The sequence below is a fragment of the Streptomyces sp. NPDC030183 genome (assembly GCF_055573455.1).
This window is the reverse complement of sequence record NZ_JBVIBK010000010.1, coordinates 243723-262970: the sequence shown is the minus strand read 5'-3', so window position 1 is coordinate 262970 and position 19248 is coordinate 243723. Positions and strand designations below refer to the sequence as shown.

21 protein-coding genes and 2 pseudogenes are annotated in these 19248 nt (G+C 71.3%); 20 read left to right on the top strand and 3 right to left on the bottom strand.

All coding sequences use genetic code 11. The features are described from left to right. The first annotated feature begins 12 nt into the window (after positions 1–12). From ACZ4Z2_RS15010 to ACZ4Z2_RS14915, 20 genes and pseudogenes are all read left to right on the top strand, one after another. Complete coding sequence (locus ACZ4Z2_RS15010; protein WP_468075930.1) at positions 13–1797, top strand: type IV secretory system conjugative DNA transfer family protein; 1785 nt, start codon at positions 13–15, stop codon at positions 1795–1797. Next, positions 1794–2810: a hypothetical protein gene (locus tag ACZ4Z2_RS15005; protein ID WP_468075928.1), complete on the top strand. Its 1017-nt coding sequence runs from the start codon at positions 1794–1796 to the stop codon at positions 2808–2810. Before ACZ4Z2_RS15010 ends, ACZ4Z2_RS15005 begins: the two co-directional genes overlap by 4 nt. A 258-nt stretch (positions 2811–3068) precedes the next feature. Beyond that, on the top strand, positions 3069–3314 hold the full coding sequence (locus ACZ4Z2_RS15000; protein WP_468075926.1) for a hypothetical protein: 246 nt from the start codon (positions 3069–3071) through the stop codon (positions 3312–3314). After that, complete coding sequence (locus tag ACZ4Z2_RS14995; RefSeq protein ID WP_468075924.1) at positions 3311–4480, top strand: DnaB-like helicase N-terminal domain-containing protein; 1170 nt, start codon at positions 3311–3313, stop codon at positions 4478–4480. Before ACZ4Z2_RS15000 ends, ACZ4Z2_RS14995 begins: the two co-directional genes overlap by 4 nt. 59 nt (positions 4481–4539) lie before the next feature. Then, entirely contained in the window at positions 4540–5124 is a 585-nt protein-coding gene (locus tag ACZ4Z2_RS14990; protein ID WP_468075922.1) for a hypothetical protein, read from the top strand. Between the two features lies 1 nt (position 5125). Further along, positions 5126–5308: pseudogene (locus tag ACZ4Z2_RS14985) on the top strand (DNA cytosine methyltransferase); the annotation flags it as partial. 115 nt (positions 5309–5423) lie between these two features. Beyond that, positions 5424–5702: pseudogene (locus ACZ4Z2_RS14980) on the top strand (DNA cytosine methyltransferase); the annotation flags it as partial. Positions 5703–6107: 405 nt separating this feature from the next. Next, complete coding sequence (locus tag ACZ4Z2_RS14975) at positions 6108–6323, top strand: hypothetical protein (RefSeq protein WP_468075920.1); 216 nt, start codon at positions 6108–6110, stop codon at positions 6321–6323. 153 nt (positions 6324–6476) lie between these two features. Continuing rightward, on the top strand, positions 6477–7073 hold the full coding sequence (locus tag ACZ4Z2_RS14970; RefSeq protein ID WP_468075918.1) for a DUF4913 domain-containing protein: 597 nt from the start codon (positions 6477–6479) through the stop codon (positions 7071–7073). Then, a complete protein-coding gene (locus ACZ4Z2_RS14965) occupies positions 7070–7837 on the top strand; it encodes a glycosyl hydrolase (RefSeq protein WP_468075916.1) in 768 nt (255 codons plus the stop codon). The genes ACZ4Z2_RS14970 and ACZ4Z2_RS14965 overlap by 4 nt, the downstream gene beginning before the upstream one ends. Further along, positions 7834–8322 (top strand): hypothetical protein, encoded by a 489-nt coding sequence (locus ACZ4Z2_RS14960; protein WP_468075914.1) that lies wholly within the window; start codon positions 7834–7836, stop codon positions 8320–8322. The genes ACZ4Z2_RS14965 and ACZ4Z2_RS14960 overlap by 4 nt, the downstream gene beginning before the upstream one ends. Beyond that, a complete protein-coding gene (locus tag ACZ4Z2_RS14955) occupies positions 8319–8987 on the top strand; it encodes a hypothetical protein (RefSeq protein WP_468075912.1) in 669 nt (222 codons plus the stop codon). The genes ACZ4Z2_RS14960 and ACZ4Z2_RS14955 overlap by 4 nt, the downstream gene beginning before the upstream one ends. Before the next feature lie 170 nt (positions 8988–9157). Continuing rightward, positions 9158–9703 (top strand): hypothetical protein, encoded by a 546-nt coding sequence (locus ACZ4Z2_RS14950; RefSeq protein ID WP_468075910.1) that lies wholly within the window; start codon positions 9158–9160, stop codon positions 9701–9703. 48 nt (positions 9704–9751) lie between these two features. After that, positions 9752–10750: a winged helix-turn-helix transcriptional regulator gene (locus ACZ4Z2_RS14945; RefSeq protein WP_468075908.1), complete on the top strand. Its 999-nt coding sequence runs from the start codon at positions 9752–9754 to the stop codon at positions 10748–10750. A gap of 52 nt (positions 10751–10802) precedes the next feature. After that, the gene (locus tag ACZ4Z2_RS14940) at positions 10803–11486 is read left to right on the top strand and encodes an SPDY domain-containing protein (protein ID WP_468075984.1); all 684 of its coding nucleotides are present in this window, start codon (positions 10803–10805) and stop codon (positions 11484–11486) included. 34 nt (positions 11487–11520) lie between these two features. After that, positions 11521–12486, top strand: a complete 966-nt coding sequence (locus ACZ4Z2_RS14935; protein ID WP_468075906.1) for an SPDY domain-containing protein — start codon at positions 11521–11523, stop codon at positions 12484–12486. Positions 12487–12589: 103 nt separating this feature from the next. Then, positions 12590–12802, top strand: a complete 213-nt coding sequence (locus tag ACZ4Z2_RS14930) for a hypothetical protein (RefSeq protein ID WP_468075904.1) — start codon at positions 12590–12592, stop codon at positions 12800–12802. A 103-nt stretch (positions 12803–12905) separates the two neighbouring features. Further along, positions 12906–13223 (top strand): esterase, encoded by a 318-nt coding sequence (locus ACZ4Z2_RS14925; RefSeq protein WP_468075902.1) that lies wholly within the window; start codon positions 12906–12908, stop codon positions 13221–13223. 395 nt (positions 13224–13618) lie between these two features. After that, positions 13619–13834 (top strand): hypothetical protein, encoded by a 216-nt coding sequence (locus tag ACZ4Z2_RS14920; protein WP_468075900.1) that lies wholly within the window; start codon positions 13619–13621, stop codon positions 13832–13834. A gap of 390 nt (positions 13835–14224) precedes the next feature. Next, complete coding sequence (locus tag ACZ4Z2_RS14915) at positions 14225–16204, top strand: hypothetical protein (RefSeq protein WP_468075898.1); 1980 nt, start codon at positions 14225–14227, stop codon at positions 16202–16204. A 105-nt stretch (positions 16205–16309) separates the two neighbouring features. On the opposite strand, the gene ACZ4Z2_RS14910 is transcribed toward ACZ4Z2_RS14915, so the two are convergent. The 3 genes from ACZ4Z2_RS14910 to ACZ4Z2_RS14900 all read right to left on the bottom strand — a co-directional run bounded on the left by ACZ4Z2_RS14910 (position 16310) and on the right by ACZ4Z2_RS14900 (position 19047). Then, entirely contained in the window at positions 16310–16714 is a 405-nt protein-coding gene (locus ACZ4Z2_RS14910) for a hypothetical protein (protein WP_468075896.1), read from the bottom strand. Between the two features lie 105 nt (positions 16715–16819). After that, positions 16820–18589, bottom strand: a complete 1770-nt coding sequence (locus tag ACZ4Z2_RS14905) for a relaxase/mobilization nuclease domain-containing protein (protein ID WP_468075894.1) — start codon at positions 18587–18589, stop codon at positions 16820–16822. After that, positions 18589–19047: a plasmid mobilization protein gene (locus ACZ4Z2_RS14900; RefSeq protein WP_468075892.1), complete on the bottom strand. Its 459-nt coding sequence runs from the start codon at positions 19045–19047 to the stop codon at positions 18589–18591. Before ACZ4Z2_RS14900 ends, ACZ4Z2_RS14905 begins: the two co-directional genes overlap by 1 nt. Positions 19048–19248: the final 201 nt, after the last annotated feature.

Below are 19248 nucleotides of genomic sequence, written 5' to 3'. Positions count from 1 at the left end.
CTTGGACCCGCCATGCCCGCACCGCGTACCAGCGCGCCCTCAACCACCACCGGCTCCGACGCGCTCATCTACCTCCTGTTCGGCGTCCTCAGCGTCGGCATCGCCTTCAGCTCCCTCGCCTGGCTGACAGGCAACCTCACCAACTCTTTCGTCGGCACCGGCCCTTGGGCGCCGTTCGAGGCCACCGACGCGCTGTTGCACCCCGACGTGCTGTGGCCGCACCTGAGCCCCACAGCTCTGCTGGTCGGCGCGCGGCTCGTCCCCGCGCTGCTCTCCGTCTGCCTCACCGTCACCGGCCTGGTTGTGTGGCTGCGGCTGCGCGGCGGTGCGAAGAACGGCCTCGCCCGTAGGCGGGATCTCGCCCCTCTGATGAACAAGGAGATCGCCGCCAAGGCGAAAAGCCTGCGGCCGAGCCTGTCCGGCCTCAAACCGAAGGAGATCGCTCGCGCCGACCGCGGGATCCTCGTCGGCACGCACTCCCCGGGCCGGGCCGAGGTCCGCGCCTCCTGGGAGGACGTGATCGTCGCGATCATGGCCCCGCGCTCCGGCAAGACGTCCGGGCTGGCGATCCCCGCGATCCTCGCCGCTCCCGGCCCGGTACTGCTGACCTCGAACAAGGCGGCGAACGACGCCTTCACCGTGACGGTGGACGCCCGCGCCGAGGTCGGCACGATCTGGACGCTCGACCCGCAGCAGATCGCCCACCACCCGCGCGAGATGTGGTGGGACATCCTGGCCGACGCCCGCGACCTGGCCGGGGCGAAACGTCTTGCCGGGCACTTCGTCGCCGCCAGCGTCGACGAGTCCAGCGGCGCCGACTTCTGGTCCACCGCCGCGAGCAACACACTGGGCGCACTGTTCCTGGCCGCCGCAAGCCACCGGCGCCCGATCACCGATGTCCTGGCCTGGCTCGCCTCCCCCGCCGACCGCACTCCGGTGGACCTGCTCACCGACGCCGGCCACGAGGCGGTCGCCGCCCAGCTCCAGGGCACCGTCAGCGGGGCCACGGAAACGCGGGACGGCATCTACGAGACCGCGCGGCAGTACGCGAGCTGCCTGCTCGACCCGGACATCGCCGCCTGGGTCACACCCGACAGGCGCCTTCCCGAGTTCAAGCCCTCCGCGTTCGCCACCTCCCGCGACACGTTGTACCTGCTCAGCAAGGACGGCGGCGGCTCGGCGTCGGCGATCATCGCGGCGGCGGCCGACGCGGTGATGCGCGCGGCCGTGGTCGTCGCCGAGCGCTCCGGCGGGCGGCTCGACCCGCCTGCCCTGTGCGTCCTCGACGAGGCCGCCAACGTGTGCAAGATCTCCGATCTCCCCGACCTGTACAGCCACCTGGGCTCACGGGGCGTGATCCCGATGACGATCCTGCAGTCCTACCGGCAGGGCCAGCGGTGCTGGGGCGAGGCCGGCATGGACGCACTGTGGAGCGCCGCCACGGTCAAGATCGTCGGCTCCGGAATCGACGACATCGACTTCGCCGACAAGCTGAGCCGCGCGATCGGGGAGCACGAGGTACGGACCGTCTCCGTCTCCCACTCCGACAGCGGCAAGTCGACCTCCGTGTCCATGCGCACCGAGCGGATCCTCGCCCCCGACGCGATCCGTGCGCTGCCCAAGGGCAAGGCACTCCTCCTAGCCACCGGCCTACGCATCGCGCTGCTCGACCTCAAGCCCTGGTACAAGGAGCCGTCGGCGAAGACCATCGCGCCTGCCTCCGCCGCCGCCACGGCCACCATCACCGACCGCGCACTCGCGAAGGCGAACACCTCCGGCTTCGAGCGGGCGGCATGAGCGGGGTCTGGGACGTCCCCGCCGCCGAACGCGTCGCCGCCCTCCGGCGCGAAGCGGCCCACCACCCCGAGTCCGGAGCGCGGGAACTGTCGGATCTGGAACTCCTCAACCGGGCCTACGAGTCCGTCGTCCGCGACCGGATCGACACCCACGACGCCTACATGCGCCTGCTCACCGATCTACGCCACCACGACGACCAGGTCCGCGCCGGGGCCGTGGCCGGCTTCCGCCCCCAGATCGACCGCATCGCCCGCCACGTCGTCAACGAACACCTCAAGCCCTACTGGCAGTTGGTCCACCGCGTCGAGCACCTGTCGGAACGGCTCTCCGCCGGGGACATCAAATCGCTGCGGTCCCAGGCGGCGTCGGTGCGGCACTGGCTACGCCAGGACGGGCCCGCCGAGGACCGGCTCGACCCCGGCGACGCCCGGGAACACCTCAGCGCCCTGCGCACCGTCCTCGCCGCGCTCAAGGGACGCCGGGACGTCTCCACGGACGACGCGCTGCGGCTCATGGACGCGGCTCTCAACGATGGACCGCTGCTCGACCTGTTCGAGGTCGGCACACCCGAACCGCTGCCCGAGCCCGCCCCACCCGCCTTCGTCGGCCCCGGCTGGACAGTCCACGCCCACATGTGGACCTACCAGCCGGCACCCGACGACGGCTTCGTCACCGCCGTCCGGCTCGGCGACGAATGGCGTATCGACCTGTGGTCCCCCGCCGGCCCCCTCCTCGCCCGCGGCACCGCACCCGAGAACGACGTCGCCGCCCTCGCCGAAGCCCTCGTCGCCCGGGCGCCGGCCTGGACCGCGGACCGCTCCGACTACGCCTGGCGCCGCTTCACCGACACCGCCGACGCCCTCCGGCACACCGACGACACCTCCCCACGAGTCCGAGCCGCCACCACACGCACCACGACACCCCACCGCCCCACACCGCACACCCCACCGCCCACCACGTCGTCCCTCCCGGCGTCCGCGCAGACGGCTCTCGACCGCGGCCGTCGCCGCTGACGGATGGCACGCCGCTGCTCGGCCAGGCGTATCCGCACTGCAGTCGCCGGCCTCTGGACCAGGCACCGATCGACCGGGTCACCGCCCACGAGTGGTCCGGACGTCAGGGCGACATCTTCGACGCGCTCGCGGACGCCGAACCGGAGAACGGCGATCCGGACGGCTGCCTGCCCTGGTCCTGCCGCTCCGGCACCCCCGTCCAGGCCGACGTCGACCTCACGGCCTGCCCCTCCCCTCTACCTGCTCAGGAGTCCCCTCGTGTCCTCGCGCACTCCGTCCCCTCCTCCGACGCGTTCCGAACGCCTCGCCCGGTCACCGGTCGTCCGACGCGGTGGCCGGTGGTGGCTGGTCACCGGTTCCGAATCGATCCTCACCACAGACCCGACGTTCACCAGCGAGCTGGACCGCTTCGCCGACGCGATGACCGCCGCCGACCAGGCCGTCGCCGGTCTCCACTCGCAGCAGGACGACCCGCCGACTCGCCGCCCCGGGCGGCGGCGATGAACCCGCTGCTGAGTGCCGAGCAGGCGGTGCTCGGCGCGGTGCTGCTCGACCCCGGCCAGCTCGCGCACCTGGACTGGCTCGCTCCCGATCACTTCTACCGGCCCATCCACCAGGCGCTGTTCGCCGCCTTGCGCAAGCTCCGGACCGAGAACCATCCCGCCGTGGCGACCGGAGGACGCGTGCCGCTGTCCTGGGTGACGGACGCCGTCGCGGAGGCCAGCAACCATGTCCGGGGGCTGACCGTGGTGTATCCCCACACCCTGATCTCGGCCTGCCCGCGGCCCGAGCACGCCCCGGTGTACGGCCGGATGGTGCTGGAGGGAGCGATCCACCGCAGCGTGACCGCGCACGCGATCCGCCTTCACCAGGCAGCCCGCGCCGACGCCCTCCAAGGTGAGGTGGAAGGAGCGCTGCACCATGCGGACGTCCTGGCCGGGGTGCTCGAAGACCTCGCGCGCCGCTGGGGGTCCGAACCGCGCCCGGCCGCCCCGGCGACACCGCCGCCCACAGATCCCGTTGCGCCGCCGTCGGTACGAGCGGAACAGGTCGCCGAGGACGAGCAGATCCTGCTGGCGGTCCTGGTCGAGCGGCCGAAGGCGATGGACGAAGTCGTCGACTGGCTGCGACCCGGCGACTTCGCCGACCCCGCCCACGGCCAGCTCTACCGCTGCCTGGGAGCGCTGCACCACCGCGGCGAACCCATCGACCGGATCACCGTGCTGTGGGAAGCCCAGCGGCGCGGTCTGCTCGCCGACGGCACGCTGACCACCGAACAGCTCACCGCCATCTACGACGGCGTCGGCCCCGGCAGCGCCGAGCGGCTCGGCGAGCAGATCATGCGTTCCTCCGTCGCCCGTACGGCCGCCGCCTCCGCCCGCGCCATCCGCGCCCTGGCCGAGAACGAGACCCTGGCCCCTGGACGGCTCATCAGCCACGCCCTGCACGCGCTCGGGCCGCTCGACAACGTGCGTGCCCGCTGGCAAGCCGCGAACGGCCACCCCGCTCCGGCGCCGCCCCCCGCGCCGCCGACCGACGGGCCCCCGGCTGCGCAGGTCCACGCCGCCCTCGCCCGCAGCACGGCGCGACCGGCCGCACGGCCCTCGGAATGCCCGGGCTCTGCCTCCACATCATCAGCCTCACGACCACCCTCGCGCACCCACGGCTGAGCCGTCCTCACCCACCCACCAATCCAGCCCATCCGACCGTCCCCACCTTGGAACGCCCCGTGGACAACACCCCACTCTCCGACGCCCTGGCCCTGCGCGCCAGTGCCTTCGCCTTCGACGCCCAGCGCGGCAAGCTGCCGGTGCCGGGAGACCCCCACCGCTCACCCGATGTCGTCGCCGTCGCACGCCAGATCTCCGAGCTCGGAAAGCTGGTCACCGATCTGGGCGACGAGGTCCTCTTCCGTGCCGCCGACAAGGACCAGGCGCGCCACACCGCTCGTGTGATCACCAACTTCGCCGCCGCCATAGAGCCCGCGGGCGAAGCGGCTTCCGCCCTGGGAGCGGTGGCCCACCAGCTCGCCTTCCTGAACCAGACCGAGAGTCTGCTCGACCAGCCCGACGCCAGGGATGCCCGGGAGGCAGCAGTACGGGTGATGGAGGAAGCACTCGCCACCGCCGACGCTGCCCTGCACCACGGGGCCAACTCCCTGCACGCCGCATCGGCAACGGTCTCTCCCCCGTCCGCGCGACTTCAGGCTGCCCGCAGCCGGTCCGCGACCACCGCGCATTCTCCGGGGCCTCTGCCGCCCGGCGTCACCACGGCGGTGGCGGCCCCCTCGGACCGAATCACACGTGGCCGGTGACATGGAACCCACCACCGCGCGAATGCCGTTGATCGGCTCGCTCTGCTCGGGTTACGGCGGTCTGGACCTCGGGGTCCAGGCCGCGCTCGGCGGCACCCTGGCCTGGCACGCCGAGATCAACCCCGACGCAGCGCGCATCCTGGCCCGGCACTGGCCCGGCGTGCCCAATCTGCAGGACATCACCGCCGTCAACTGGGCCGATGTGCCTCGGGTGTGCGTCCTGACGGCCGGTTTCCCCTGTCAAAGACGTCTCCGTCGCCGGCCGCCGGGCCGGACTCAACCCCCACACCCGCTCGGGGCTGTGGCTGCACGTCGCCCGTGCGGTCGAAGCCCTCCGCCCCTGCTTGGTGGTGATCGAGAATGTCCGAGGTCTCCTCACCTCGCCCGCCGGTTCCCCTGGCGACGTGGAATTCTGCCCGTGGTGTCTGGGAGACGACCCAACCCAGCCTCCTGTGCGGGCACTTGGTGCCGTACTCGGCTCCCTGGCCGATATCCGGTACGACGCGAGGTGGCTCGTGCTTCGTGCCTCCGACGTCGGAGCACCCCATCGTCGAGAGCGCACCTTCCTCACCGCCTGGCCCGCCGAGCACGCTGCTCAAGACCCCGACGAGCAACATCGGCAAGAACGGCGGCTCCCAGCACCCGTCGAAGAGGAAGAGCGGCGGCCACGGCCCGAACCTGGCCGACGAGGTGGAGTGGCTGCTGCCCACGCCGAAGGCGTCGGACGGGACCAAGGGCTCGCCGAACCAGCGGCACGGCAACGGGGACATGACGCTGCCGAGCGCGGCAGCGTCGCTGCTGCCCACCCCGAGGGCGAGCGACACCGGCACACCGGGCCGCCGTCCGGACAAGGGCTGGCGTCCGCCCCTGTCGGCGGCAGTCCTGCCGCTGTGGGCGGAGGCGGCCCCGGAAGCGGAGGTACCGACGGGCGATGGGGAGCGTACGCCGCCGCCATCGCCCGATGGGAGAACCTCACCCGCGCCGTGCCGCCGCCCACCGACGCCGCAGGACGGCTGCGCGCCGACTTCGTGGAGTGGATGCAGGGCCTGGCCCCCGGCTGGGTGACCGCCACCCCGGGACTCGGCCGACCGGCTCAGCTCACCGCGCTCGGCAATGGCGTGGTCCCCCAACAGGCCGCCCGAGCCGTGCAGTTGCTGGCACCTCCCTTCCCGGGCTGCCCCCGCTGCACCGCGCCGTAGCGCCCCACTACCCGGTTTCCCCGGCCGCGCCAAATCGCGGATTCTCCGCATCCTCCTGTCCATGCCGACCTGCGAAGGGAGCACCGCCGTGACCTCCAGAAGAGCGCGCCGCACTTCGCCCCCGCCCTGCTCGCTCACTCCCTTGGATCCGCCATGTCCGACCCCAGCAAGGCCACCCCCGAGCCCGAGCCGTTCCGCGTTCCCGACGGCGACCTCGACGATCTCGCCAGCACCCTCGCCAAGACCATGGCGGAGGTACGCCAGCACGGCGTCATCCTCGACCGCCTCGGCTCCGAGCCCGTCTCCACCCCTCAACCCACCGCGGACATCTCCACCGCAGGCGCTGCCGGCGCAGACAAGGCCGCCGCCCCGGCCTCGGTGTTCATCCTCGCCCTGGGCGGCGAGGCGTACGCCGTCGAGCTGGCCGCGCTCAGCGACTGGGTGAACCACCTGTTCCTGCCCGTCTACGGACGGGAGATCAGCACCACCCGACCGTGGTGCGACCAGTGGCACGAGCACCCCGAGGCCGTTGCCCGGCTGCACGCGCTCTGGCTCGCGTGGCAGCAGCTCACCGACGCCGAGGCCGGCCTGTCCGGTCCCTCGACGTGGCACCGCGACCACCTCGACCAGGCTCTGGTTCATCTCCGTGCCCCCGACGGCCCCTTCGCCGCATGCACGACGAGCCCGACCCGGCCCAACCACCGCGTGCTGGCCACCCCGGCGCCCGAGCTGACGGGAGCCACCCAGTGATCGCCGACCCCGACTTCCGCCTCGCCGATTTCGAGCCTGCCGACGCCGCCTCCGAACTCGCCGAGAGCAGCATCTGGGCCGGAGACCTGACCGTGCTGGCCGAGCACCACACCACCCCGGAGGGGACGCACAGCTACCTCGTCGCCCACGACAGGTCGATGACCTGGGGCGTCCCCGGTGATCCGGCACTCGTTGCCATCAAGATCACGCGGGACCTACGCGAGCGCACGTTCACCTTCGAGACCGCGAACCACGCCAGCCTGCCGTTCGCCCAGAACTGGCTGATCGAGCGTGGCTGCCCGCCCGAGCGGATCGCCCAGGCCCAGGGGGACTTCCTGAAGCCCGCCGACGATCTCACCCTCTGGGTCGAGCGGCAGATCCGGGAGTCAGGCTCTCGTTACAAGGTCCTCGACAGCTGGACCTCGGACTTCGCCCCGTCCGAGACGTGGACGTTGACCCGTGACTCCAGCGCCGCTCAGGCACCGATTCGTGTCTTCCTCGAAGAGGGGAACCCCGACGCCCACACGTACACGATGCGCGAGGGCGCATTCGACGACGAGGCCGCCGCCCGCCACTGGCTGGAGCACCGCGGCAGTCCGCTGCCGCAACCTCCGGACTACCGCGGTGAGGCCGCCGCCCGGCTGACCCGCGCCGCCCTCACCCGGTCAGCGGGTGCCCCCGCGATCCCGAAAGCCGGCCTCGACACGGGCAACGCGCCGTCGGCAGGAACGGGTCAGCGCCCGACCCCCCGGAGGCCGATGTGAGCCGGGCCCGCTTCGCCTTCGCCGCCCATCCGGACGCCATCGCGGACCTGCGTCAACTGCCCGACGGCATCCGCGACCTGGCACTGCTGGAACTGCAGAACCTGGTCCACGGCAGCGACGACTGCCTGCCGCTGACCGGCCGCCTCGCGGGCTTCCACAAGGTCTACGTCGACCCGGCCGTCTCCTACCGGATGGTCATCCAGTTCCGCCCGGCCCCACCCACCTCGACCCACAAGCGCGAGATCTACCTCGTCGCGGCCGGTGCCCGGGAGGACTACGCGGTCTACCGCACGGCCCAGGTCCGCACCAACCGCACCGGCCTCAACGGGCACGAGGGCACCGACGCGGCGGCCGAGGCACGAGTCCAGGCGGCCCGGTCCCGGTCCCCCCACGCGATCGACCCGACCGCATCCCTCCCGGCCACCGCACCGGCGGCCGCCAGCCCCGCCGCCCCGGCCGCCTCCCGAAAGGCCTCGATGCGATGACCGCCGACCGTGCGTCCCTCGACCGCACCGAACTGGCCGGGCTGCTCACCGACGCCGCGCGGAGCGTCTCGGAGGTCCTTACGACCGAGTACCCCACCTCCGCCGGCCGCTCCTACCTGCATCCCGTCCTCGGCGCGCTGTCCGCCGGTCCCCGGGTGGTCCGCGAACTGAACGACCGGCTCGAAGGCTTCGTCGTCGAGGAGCCGCTGCCTTCCACCCCCGCCGGTCTGTTCACCCTGGCGTCCTACGCTTCCGCGCTCGGCTGGCTCACCGAGTCTCTCGCCGAGCTGACCGCCTCCGTGGACCAGATCTGCACGCGCGTCGGCATCCCGGCCGAGCCGCCGGACCCGGCCTTCACCGCGCCCTCGCCAACAGACCAGGACGACGAGTTCGACTTCGCGTTCAGCGCGCCGGAGCTGGCCGCCATCCGCACAGCCGCCGAGGCTGCCGACCTCAGCCCCGGCGAGTACGTCGAGGTGCTCTCTCGGTCCCTGCTCGCCGCCTCCCGGATCACCGACGCCTGCATGGAGATCTCCAGCGGCCTGCTCGAAGACGCCGCGTACGTCCTCGGCGAGGCAACCGACCACGTCCGGATCGGCGAGGGCCCCGGCAGCCTGCCCACCCTGGTGCGCTCCCTGCTCGCCCGGATGGACGCTGCCGAATGAACCCCCATGGCAGGGCGAAACGGCCCGGCGCGCACCTGGTCGCCGAGAAGTTCTGCGTCGAGGCCCCTTGGCGCTGAGCGACGACCGTCCACCCCGCGACCCGCGTTCCCCCGCCGGCCCGACCGCCAAGCCCTCCCGCTCCCGCTGAAATCCTCAGGAGGAAGACCCCCATGTCCACCGTGATCTACACCCGCCACCTGGTCGAGCACCGGTACGGCCGCCCGTTGGAGGACCTCCAGCGCCACAGCGCGCATGGCGGTTCGGGAGATCCCGTTCTGCCCATCGTGCTGCGGCGGCTCGACGGCCTGGCCACGACGACCGCTCGTGCCCGCGCCGCGCGCCGCAATCTCGACGCGGCCTGGCAGCGCTGCCGCTCCGGCGGACTCACCCTCGACGAACTCGTGCTGCGGTACGCGGCCGAAGTCGTGGACCTCGAACGCCGGGAGCAGTCGGAAGCCGAGGCAGTCTGGGACTTGCTGGACGTCCGCCTCCTCTTGGACCAGCCTGCCGCCCGCCGGCCTTCGGCCGCCCGGCGATCCAGCCCCGCGCCGGGCGATGAGGACCTCATAGCCGTAGCCCGCCAGGTCGCCGCCCGTCTGCCCCGGCTCAACCGCGAAGCTCTGCGCCAGGGCCTGCGCGCTCGCGGCATCCACGTCAGCAACCGCCGCCTCGGCACGGTGCTCCAGCGTCTCCGTGCCGAGCGCGACCTCCACTGATCCGCACCCCGCCGCCCGATTACCCTTCGCCATAACGGAGTTACCGCCATGTCCGCCTCCGCACGACCCGCAACCTCCCAGATCGGCTTCGTCGACGCCCAGCGCGTCGAGGAGGCACTGTCCCTGATAGCGCCGAAGTGGACCACCTGGTCGGCACAGACCCTGGCCCAGCGGGGCGGCCCCATGCGTGTGCGTGATGTCACCGCCCGCCTCCCCTTCGTCAGCGAGCAGTTCGTGGGCAAGCGGCTGGCCCAGATGCACGACGACGGGCTGGTGACCCGGGCCAGTGATCGCCACGGTGCCCCGTACCAGCTCAGTGAGTTCGGCAACGCCCTGTCTTCGGTACACCGGGCGCTGTCCGACTGGTCCCACGCGCACCTGCCGCTCGGCAAGGTGGCCGGTGCCGAGCGCGTCGAGGACGCCGTGCGCCGGCTGCACCTTCGCCACTCGACCGCCGTGATCCAGGCCCTCGACGCGGGCGGGCCCATGCGGTTCGTCCACATCGCCGAACAGGCAGGAATGGACAACAGCTTCACCCGGCAGCGCCTGATCCGGCTTCAGCTCGACGGCCCTGGTCACCCGCACCGGGCCGCGCCACGGCGATCCGTACGTCCTGACCGCAGCCGGACGGGCACTGGGCCCGGTCTACGCAGCCGTAGAGCACTGGAGCAACCCCCTCGCCGCACCACGTCCCGCCCCTGTCCGGGTCGCGGCGGCCACGCGCACCCACACGGGCATCCCACCGGGGTCGGACGGCATCTGGACCTCAGCCGCCCTGTGTCGCAGCACCGCCGCGCCGAACTCCCTGTTCAACCATGCCCCGCAGCCACAACCGGCCGGAGTGACTCCGCCCGTTACCTTGGCCGCCGCCGGCGTGCCCGCTCCTGGCTCCTCACGCCGCCGCTGACCACGCTCTTGGAGGAGCCGTGCCGTACGACCCGAACGAGCAGTGGCGCGAGTACCACGTCACCCCTCGATACCTGGCCGGATCGACCTTCACCGGCGATCCCGCCCTCCAGCCCCTCCTCGACGCGGGCTGGAAACTGAATGACGACGAGAGGGCAACGCGTACGTCAACGCACCCGACCAGACGGTCCGCCTGGGCTACCTGCCCGAAGGCGACGACGACGCGCTGTGGAAGATCACGGCGTACTCCGACCCTTTCGCGATGCCCCGCTGGCTCGTCACCTTCCAGGACAACACCCCCACCGAGATCGTCCAGGGCTTCACCACCGCGCTCGCCGCCGCCTACGTTGAGGGCCCCGACTCCTACCTCTACTACGGCAACAGCGAGCTGGCGGCCCTCGACGTCGGCACACCTCTTGCGGCAGCAGGCTGGAGCCACCGTTACGGCGTGACCGACGTCTCCTTCGAATCCCCGGACGGCCTGGCCAAGGTCCACCTACGCCGCAACCGCCTCGACCACGCCGCCGAGATGACAGGCCATCAAGAGCGCTGGCTCATGCTGGCCGGACCGCCCGGCAACCAGTGGTACGCCACCGCCTCGTCCTTCACCCCGGAGGGCCTCGTGGCCGCGATGAACACCGCTCTCACCGAACCGGCACCGGTCATCCGCTACGGCGACGACCTGCGCCGCCTTCCCCCGCAGGCCACGGCAACCCCAGTGAGGCCGCCGGTGCCGACGCCGCTGGACGTACGCCGCGCCCAGGCTGCCAATGCCCGCTCCACCGTGGCGCCCTCGTCGGCCGGTACCAGGCCGTTCATCCCGGCACCACGCCCGCCGTCAGCTCCGCAAGTCCAGCGCCCAGGGCACAGCCGCTGACCACCGTTCCCCTTCTCTCCCTCCGGAGCCACCCTTGTCCGACGCCACTGCCCTCGACCAGGCCGACGCGATGATCGAGAAAGCCTGGGGTCGCCCCATCGACGCGCTGGAAACCCTCGCGGTTCGCCGCCCCGTCGAGGACCCGCTCCTGCGCTCGGCGATGCATATCCGTTCGAGCCTCGTCGTCTCGAACAACGCGGTCGCCGTCCACCAGGACCGCCTGCACGCCCTCACCCAGCGCGGTCATATGTCGGCCTTCTACGACCTGGAGCGGATCATCAGCTCGGCGGTGGACCTGCGCGTCGCGCAGGCCGAGAGCCGCATAGCCCTGCAGGCGATCAGCCACGTGATCGAGGCCCACGAAGCCGCCGTGACCGCGGACCGGGCACCGTCGCTCAGCCTGACCCAAGCCGCTGTCGCCCGCTCCGCGCACGCGCCGCGTGCCCTGGGCCACTGCCCTGCACGGCCCTGCACGGCAACCGGGTTACGACAACCAGCCGCGCCGATCCATTCCCCGGCCCGCCGGCCTCTCACCCTCGGCGGCCAGTTCGCCCACGGCAGACCTCACCTTCCCGGAAACGACTACGTACTTCGGCACACCGCATGTCAACGTACGGACGTCGGGGAAACCCGCAGGTCAACGAAGGGACGTCCACTCGTGAACGCCTCCAGCACCCTCCTGCCAGCCGTCGTCCGCCCCGCCGTGGAGGAACGCGCCAGGCTCTCCAGCGACCACTGCGCGAGCCCGGTACTCGAACTGCTCGGCGGGCTCGGCTGGGCGATCATCGACACCCCGGAGGCCAACGTGCACTGCACCAGCCCGGACGGCCGCGTCTACGTCGGCTGGCTCCCCGAGGACACCACCGCCTGGAAGCACGGCATCGTCTGGCAAGTCCAGGTCCGCCCCTCCGACGCCGAGCCCTGGATCCAGGAATTCGGCCCCGACACCCCCTCCGAGGCCGTGGCCGGTTTCCTCGCAGCGCTCATCGCCGGCCGCTGAATCACCCGGCAGCCCGTCTTGCACGACCAGCCCGGCCTCGAAGCCCGCTGACGCTCCATCACCACGCTGCCTCACCCGCCCACCTCGCTTCCGGAGGTTCTTCGTGCCCCACCACCTGACCGTCGGCCACCTGCTCCGCCAACTTCAGAACCTCGACCCCAACCTGCCGGTCCGCCTGGCCGTCAACCCCGACTGGCCCTTCGCCCACTACCTCAGCACCGACGTCGTCGTGGGCGACGGCATGGCGTTCATTGCCGAGAACGGCCAAGAGGGCTACCTCCCGGCATCGGTCCGCGACGCCCTCGCCTGGGCCTGACCCGCCGTACGAACCTGTCCAGGAGGCCCCGATCTCACCGCGACCCCACCCTTCCACCGCCCACCCGCTGCACGCCCTCGCCGTGCGGCCCATGCCGTCAGGAGTGCGCGGCGCACTAGTCCAGCGCGTCTCCGCCCTCCCGGAGGGACCGCTGCACGTCTCCTGGCTCCCGGCGGGCACCCCCAAACTCCCGCTCGGCCGTGTCCGCCTGAACTGGGAGCCCGCCTCCCGCGCGGGCTGGGACGTCACCGCCCACCTCGGCCTGGCCACCACCGAGGTCCTCCTCGCCTCCTGGCCCGCCGCCCCCGACGACTGGCCGCGCCTGGTCCGCCCCACCATCCACGAGGTGACCGGCCTGTGCGCCGCCCTCGCGATCGCCACCGTCGCCCTGGACCTCTCCAACCGCCTCGCCGAAGTCTGACCGCAACCGCAGAAGGCCGCCCCACGCCGGCCGGCAGGGGCGGCCTTGCCGTACGCCCGCCCATCCGGATGCTACGTACGCTCATCACCGACGAACGAGGAGGACACTATGGCCGACGACCAGCAGCTCTAGGGGTATCCGGAGGTCGCCGCCCACCTGGGCATCAGCGTCCGGGCCGCCCGCAGCCGCAAGAGCCGGGGCACTCTGCCGGAGCCCGACGACACCAGGGTGCCGGACCGGCCGCGCTGGAGGCCCGCCACCTTGCAGGGCTGGCAGCCGGTCGGCCGAGGGTTCCGCAGCGACCTGCACGGCACCGCCCGACCCGACGGCACCGCATCCGGCTGACCGGCAGCCGGTCCCGCCCATAGGCTGCGGCCCTGACGACCGACTCACCGATGCCGTCCCCGCCGTTCCCCTCGCCCGACAGCGCCGTGCTCCGGCTGATTGTCGGCAACGCCATCGCGTCGGTCCGCAGCGGCGAAGCCGCGGTGGAGGAGGCGATCCTCCACGCAGCCGTCCACGGCTGGTACGAGGGCCATGTCCAGGGCGAGGACGAGTGCCCCGGCTGCGACTTCCGGGGCGAGCTGCCCAAGCACGGCAACCGCAGCTAGATTCCGGAGCCGACAGCTGGGCCAAGCGTTCGCGCTACCCGCCGCACGAGTGTGGTCGGCTTCAGGTTCCGTTCCACCCTGAGACGCCGGAAGTGGACGTTTGGTGGGGACCAAGACTGATCGTCTGTTACCTTCTCGGGTGCTGGCGATAGTTCGCCGGAAAACCCAACGGCGCCGGACGTCAACCCTGTTCACGCTCCGACGAGACCACCGGGGCCCTGCCCTGGCTGCCGAACCGGCGGGAGTCCCGTGCGCGCTCCGTCCAACCGGCCCATGCCGATCTTGGGTCGCGAGGCCGGGAACGCCCGAGGTGCTCTGCTGCCCGTGCGTTGATCGCACGCCTTAACCGGCGTGCTCGACCCGCACGCCGTACATCGGAGAGGCCAGACGTTGAACCCCACATTCCCCGAAGCTGACGAGCCCGCCGTGCGCCGAGCCGAACTCCTCGTCCGTGCCCAGCAGATCCAGCCGCTGTCCTGGCCGCAGTACCAGTCGATCCGGTCCGCCTTGGCGGCGGCCGGCTTCAGCGAAGAAGTCGCCGCGACGACACCACTCATCGCGGCGGACCCGCAGGACATGCTCACCCGGCTCAAGAAGGTGCGCCCCGAGATCCTGGCGTCCGGGGTCGTAGCGAGGTCCGTCACAGTCGATGTCCTGGTCGCTGGCCTCATCCGGGCCGCGGAGAACCTTCGCATGGACGAGCAGCGCCACAAGGGCAACTTCACGATGCCCCGCTACCGCGACGATCGCGAGCCGGCCGAGGACCCGCAACTGCCCGACCGGGCAGCCTGCCTGCTCGACTTGTCCGACCGCTCCGGAACCGAGGAGGCCCAGCGGTTCTTCTTCGAGCAGATGAAGGTGATCGACAGGGAGATCGCCGATGTCAACGAGTACGGCAAGGACATCGCCGCCAACGGCATCCGAATCGGCGGCCTGCTATTCCCTCTCAAGATTCGTATCCCCGGCCGCCCGGACCTGGGCGGCCTGGAGACCGCCGACTGCTATGGCCGAGTCTGTTTCAGCCAGATCGCAGAGGGCATGTCCGTCGAGAAGGTCTTGAACGCCCTCGCCCTGGTGCCCACAACGGCAGCGGAACTGCGTACCCACCCCCTGTACAAGCACCGCACCAAGTTGCTCTCGGTGGCCGGGAAGTTCACCTCGAACACGCCAGTCACCGTCCGCGAGGAGGAAATGCTGATCCGCGCCGTCATGCCCGCCACCAAAATCGTCCTGTCCGTTGAGGGCGTCACGCTCTCCGAGGCCCGGCGCCGCGCCGTCGCCCAGCAGCACCTCGAGCGTCCCACCCCGTTCACCTCCGACACCGAGTGGCAGGTCAGGGCTGACGCGGTCCTTGACCACGTCCAGGCCAAGGGAGAGATCAAGACCATCCCCGGCTACAGAGCCGATACGATCCGCTCCTGGATGGCCCCCCGTATTGAGGAACTCCTCCCCGCCGGGATCTACCGTGACGATGTCGCCGTCCTCGCCACAGCCACCCTGCTTCTCACCCCCGGTACCCCTGGTGACCGGCTCATCGCCACGGCCTTGCGCACCCGCGGCGTCGTCGGCAAGGCGCGTACGAGGGCCCGAAGCTTCGTCACCGCGCACGTCATTGCCCGCACCGCCGAGAGGCAGAAAGGTCGACTGTCCGCGCTGGAGCGGGCACTGAACACGGTGGGCCTTCGGGACATGACAGTCGACACCCGCCCGATCGAGACGATCATCGACGCGGCCCGAAACGAAGTCGCCGCCGCCAAGGCACAGAAATCCAAGGGCAGGGACACCGACATGGGGCCAGCCACTCAGCAGGTGGCGCTACGCGGCATGTACTACCTGATCTGCGGCAACGGCGACACCGTCCTCCTCGATCGCAGCAAGCACGGCGCCGGTGAAGGCGAGGGCCAGGAGCCGGCCACGTTGCTGGCCAACCTCGCCAAGAGCTACCACGGCCTGGAGCAACTCGCCCAAGCTATCTACGACGGGCGCCGTGGGTTCCCTGTGCGGCGTCTTGAGACCGGCGATCAGGCAACCGACACCAAGACGCCGCCCACCGAAGCCGAGATGATGACCTCTCCACAGCTGAGGGGTATCGCGCTCGCCGCCGAAGCGATCAACGACGACTCGGCCGTGTCCAAGCTCGACGCCGCTGGCCATCGGCTGCGCGAGGACGTATTGCAGGTGACCGAACGGGTCACGGAGATGTCCTTGATCAAGGAAAAGGACGCGAAGGCAACCGTGATCGAGCAGCGCGGCTGGCACGACCCCGATGGCACAATCATCGGTGACTTGGAGAAGGTCACGAAGACCCTCGACAACTGGGCGATCCGACACGAGATTCTCAGTCAGAGCACCGACGGCATCGACGACTGATCCGCGCCGCCCACGGCATCAGAGCGCCTCCCAGTCACTTCGACTGGGAGGCGCCCCGTTTCTCAGGGGGTTGATGGCAAGTAGGAGCGACCTACGCCGCGTTCGTTACTCCAGATAGGTGCCGGCGAAGGCGCCATCGAAGCCAAGTGCAATCAGCCCCTGTCCGACGCTGGGGTAGGTAGTCCCATCCGGGATGGCGATCATGGCGTCGAAGTCGGCGCGGCTGATCTCGGGCTCGAGCCACTGGTTGCCGCAGCGGCAGCGGACCCAGACGTTGCGGCCGTGGTTGATGAGCAGCCAGTCGCGGCGGGCCCGGCAGGCCGAGCACATCACGGGGATCCCTCGCAGGGACAGCTCCGGTGGGTGGCTGAGGCAGCGCGTCGCGCCGGGTCCGCTGGGCGGCTGTGTCTCGTACTGGAGTTGCGGCAGCGGATCGCTTCCGGCGGGGGCGGCGGGCAGGACGGGGCTCGGCTCTACGTGGTGGTCGGTCGTTCTGAGCACGAGCGTCATCTCCCGGTTGAGGGCCTTCTCTTCATCCGTGACAGCCGGTGGAGCCGGTTGTCCAGGTGTTTCGCGCAGTCCGGCAGGCCGGTGGCGGGCCTGCCGGACTGCTGGTCAGCGGCGCGGCGGGCGGCTGCGCGGGTCCGGTTCGGCGGGGCTCGGCGAGGCCGAGGGCGTGGTCCGGACGCCGGTCCGGTTGGCCGGAGGCGTCGCGCGACCGGTGCCGACGTGCGGGCGTCGGGCGGCTTCGCCCGGGTAGGCGGGGAGCTGGGCGAGTCGGCCCAGTCGCCAAACCAGGACGTCGTTCACGTCCTCGGCCGTGTCGAGTTCGCGCATGGCGATGGCCTCCTGCAGGAGGGCCTTGGGGTCGTGGCCTGCCTGCTCGACCTGAGCCAGGGTGGCGGCCAGGGCGTCGTTCTTCGTGTTCGTGCCGGTTCGGGTGCGGTTCTCGGGCAGGGCGGCGCGGATGGTGGTCTCGTAGGTGCGGCGCTGGGCTTCGGGCAAGGCTCGGCCCTGGTCGCGCAGGGCCTGCATGGGTGTGGCAGCGGCCTGGCGATAAGCGGCGCGAAGGTGCTCGGCGGTCTGACGGGAGGCTTCGGCCTGCTGGGCGTGACCGCGTGCCGAGTGCCAGCGTGCTGCGGCCAGCGCTACCAGGACCAGGGTGGAGACGAGCATGGCGGTGGTGCCGCCGTCTTCTCCTCGGCCGAGCGCGCCGCCGGCCTGGATGATGCCCCGGGCCGCCGAGCGGATCGCACGGGTGTCGGCGCGTTCGGCTCGGACGTGGCTGCGGGTGGCGCGTTCGAAGGAGCGAGCGGCGGCACCAAGTTCGGCGCGGATGGCGGCAGGGGAGGTCTGGGCGACCGCGTCCAAGAGTTCGCCGACTCCAACGAGTTGGGCTGCGGCTTCGTCGTCGTCGCTGTCCAGGAGGATTGTGGCGCGCTCGGCGACCCCTGTGGCGGTGCGTCGCCCCCGTGCGCACGGCGACCAGTCCGACCGGCCGCTGTCGGCTTCCCGCATCGTGACCTCGTTGGGGATTCCGTCGGCAAGGCGGCGCTGGATCTTCGGATAGGAAAGGTCGGGGGCCAGGGTCGAGCCCGCGAACCAGACCGGCTCGCGGTCACGGTTGCGGTCGCCGGGCAGCGCGACCGTGTAGCCGAGGACGTCACCGGAAGGCGCGTGCCGCAGCTTGACGCGCAGGCCCGCCTCGCGAAGGCGGGTGAAGAACTCGGCTTCGCTGGCGGCTCCGGCGACGGCCTGGCGGACGGCTTCGCGCAGCGTCTCGCGCGGTGTCTCGGGTCGACCAACCCGCTCCGCTTTGAAGCGCTCGGCACTGGTGGGCGTCTTGGCTCCGGTGCCGTCGCCGGGCTTGAGCTGACGCAGGCCCATCTCCTGTTCGATGCGACGGCATTCGGCCTGGGCCTTCTTGAAGTCGTAGTTCATCCTCGGGCGGCGCAGGTCGCCTCGGACCATGGTGGCGAGGATGTGGATGTGGTCGTCGGCGTGGCGCACCGCGACCCAGCGGCAGCCGTCAGGATCGCCTTCGGGGGCGAGGTTGACCGCGTGGACCAGGCGGCGGGCGACGGTGTTCCACTCGTCGTCGGTCAGGGTCCGGTCGCCGGGGTCGGTGCGGACCGAGCAGTGCCAGACGTGCTGGGCCGGCGCCTTGTCGCCGACCTGTTTGACCCGCAGGTCCAGGGCGGCGGCAAGCCGGGCGAGGGTGACCTTGGGGTCGGGGTCGGGGCTGGTGTCGCGGCCGGGGTCGGGGGCGAAGCCGTCCCAACTGCCGACGAGGTGGGGGTCGGTGTGCTCGTCGCGCTTGCCGGGGCCGTACAGGTAGACGAGCAGGCCATGGGTGCGCGAGCCACGTCGGATCTTGGGGACCATCAGAGGCGCTTCTTCACCAGGGTGTCGGCCGCGTCGTCCACACGGGTCAGGACGCGGTTCACGGTCGTCAGGGCGCGGTCGAGTTCACCGGGGAGGGGCTGTCCTCCGGCGTTGTAGACGAAGGCGATCTGGTTGATGTTGTTGCCGACACGGGAGATGGCGGTGCGCAGGCTGGCCAGCTCGTCAATGGCGGCGTCGAGCTGTTCGTTGGTGTGCACGGTGGTCGATCCGCGGGCGACGGCGAGGCTGGCAGAGGCAAGGAAACGGGCGACGGTGACGGCGCGCTGTTTGGCGGCGGCGGTGATCTCGGTTTTCTCGGTGTCGGACAGGCGGGTGGTCGTCTTGTGGGTGCGCTGGCTCGGGTTACGGGTGCGTCGGCGCGGCTTGCGGTCGGGGAACGCAGGTTGGCTCGGGCTCTGCTGCGCGCGCGGGGCGCGGTCGTCTGCTTCTCCTCCCACGACCGGCGCCCCCTGGTGCCGGGATTCCGGCTGGTCCCCGTGCGCCCTCGCTCGGGGAGCAGCCGGACTTCCCCCGCTCCCCTGGGCAGGGGCAAGTGCGTACGACGGGCCGTAGGACCGTCGTATGCGACAACTTGCTCCGCCTGGAGCCGAGTTGAGGTCACGCTGCGGTCCGGACGTGGTGGCCGCCTGGTCGTTGGC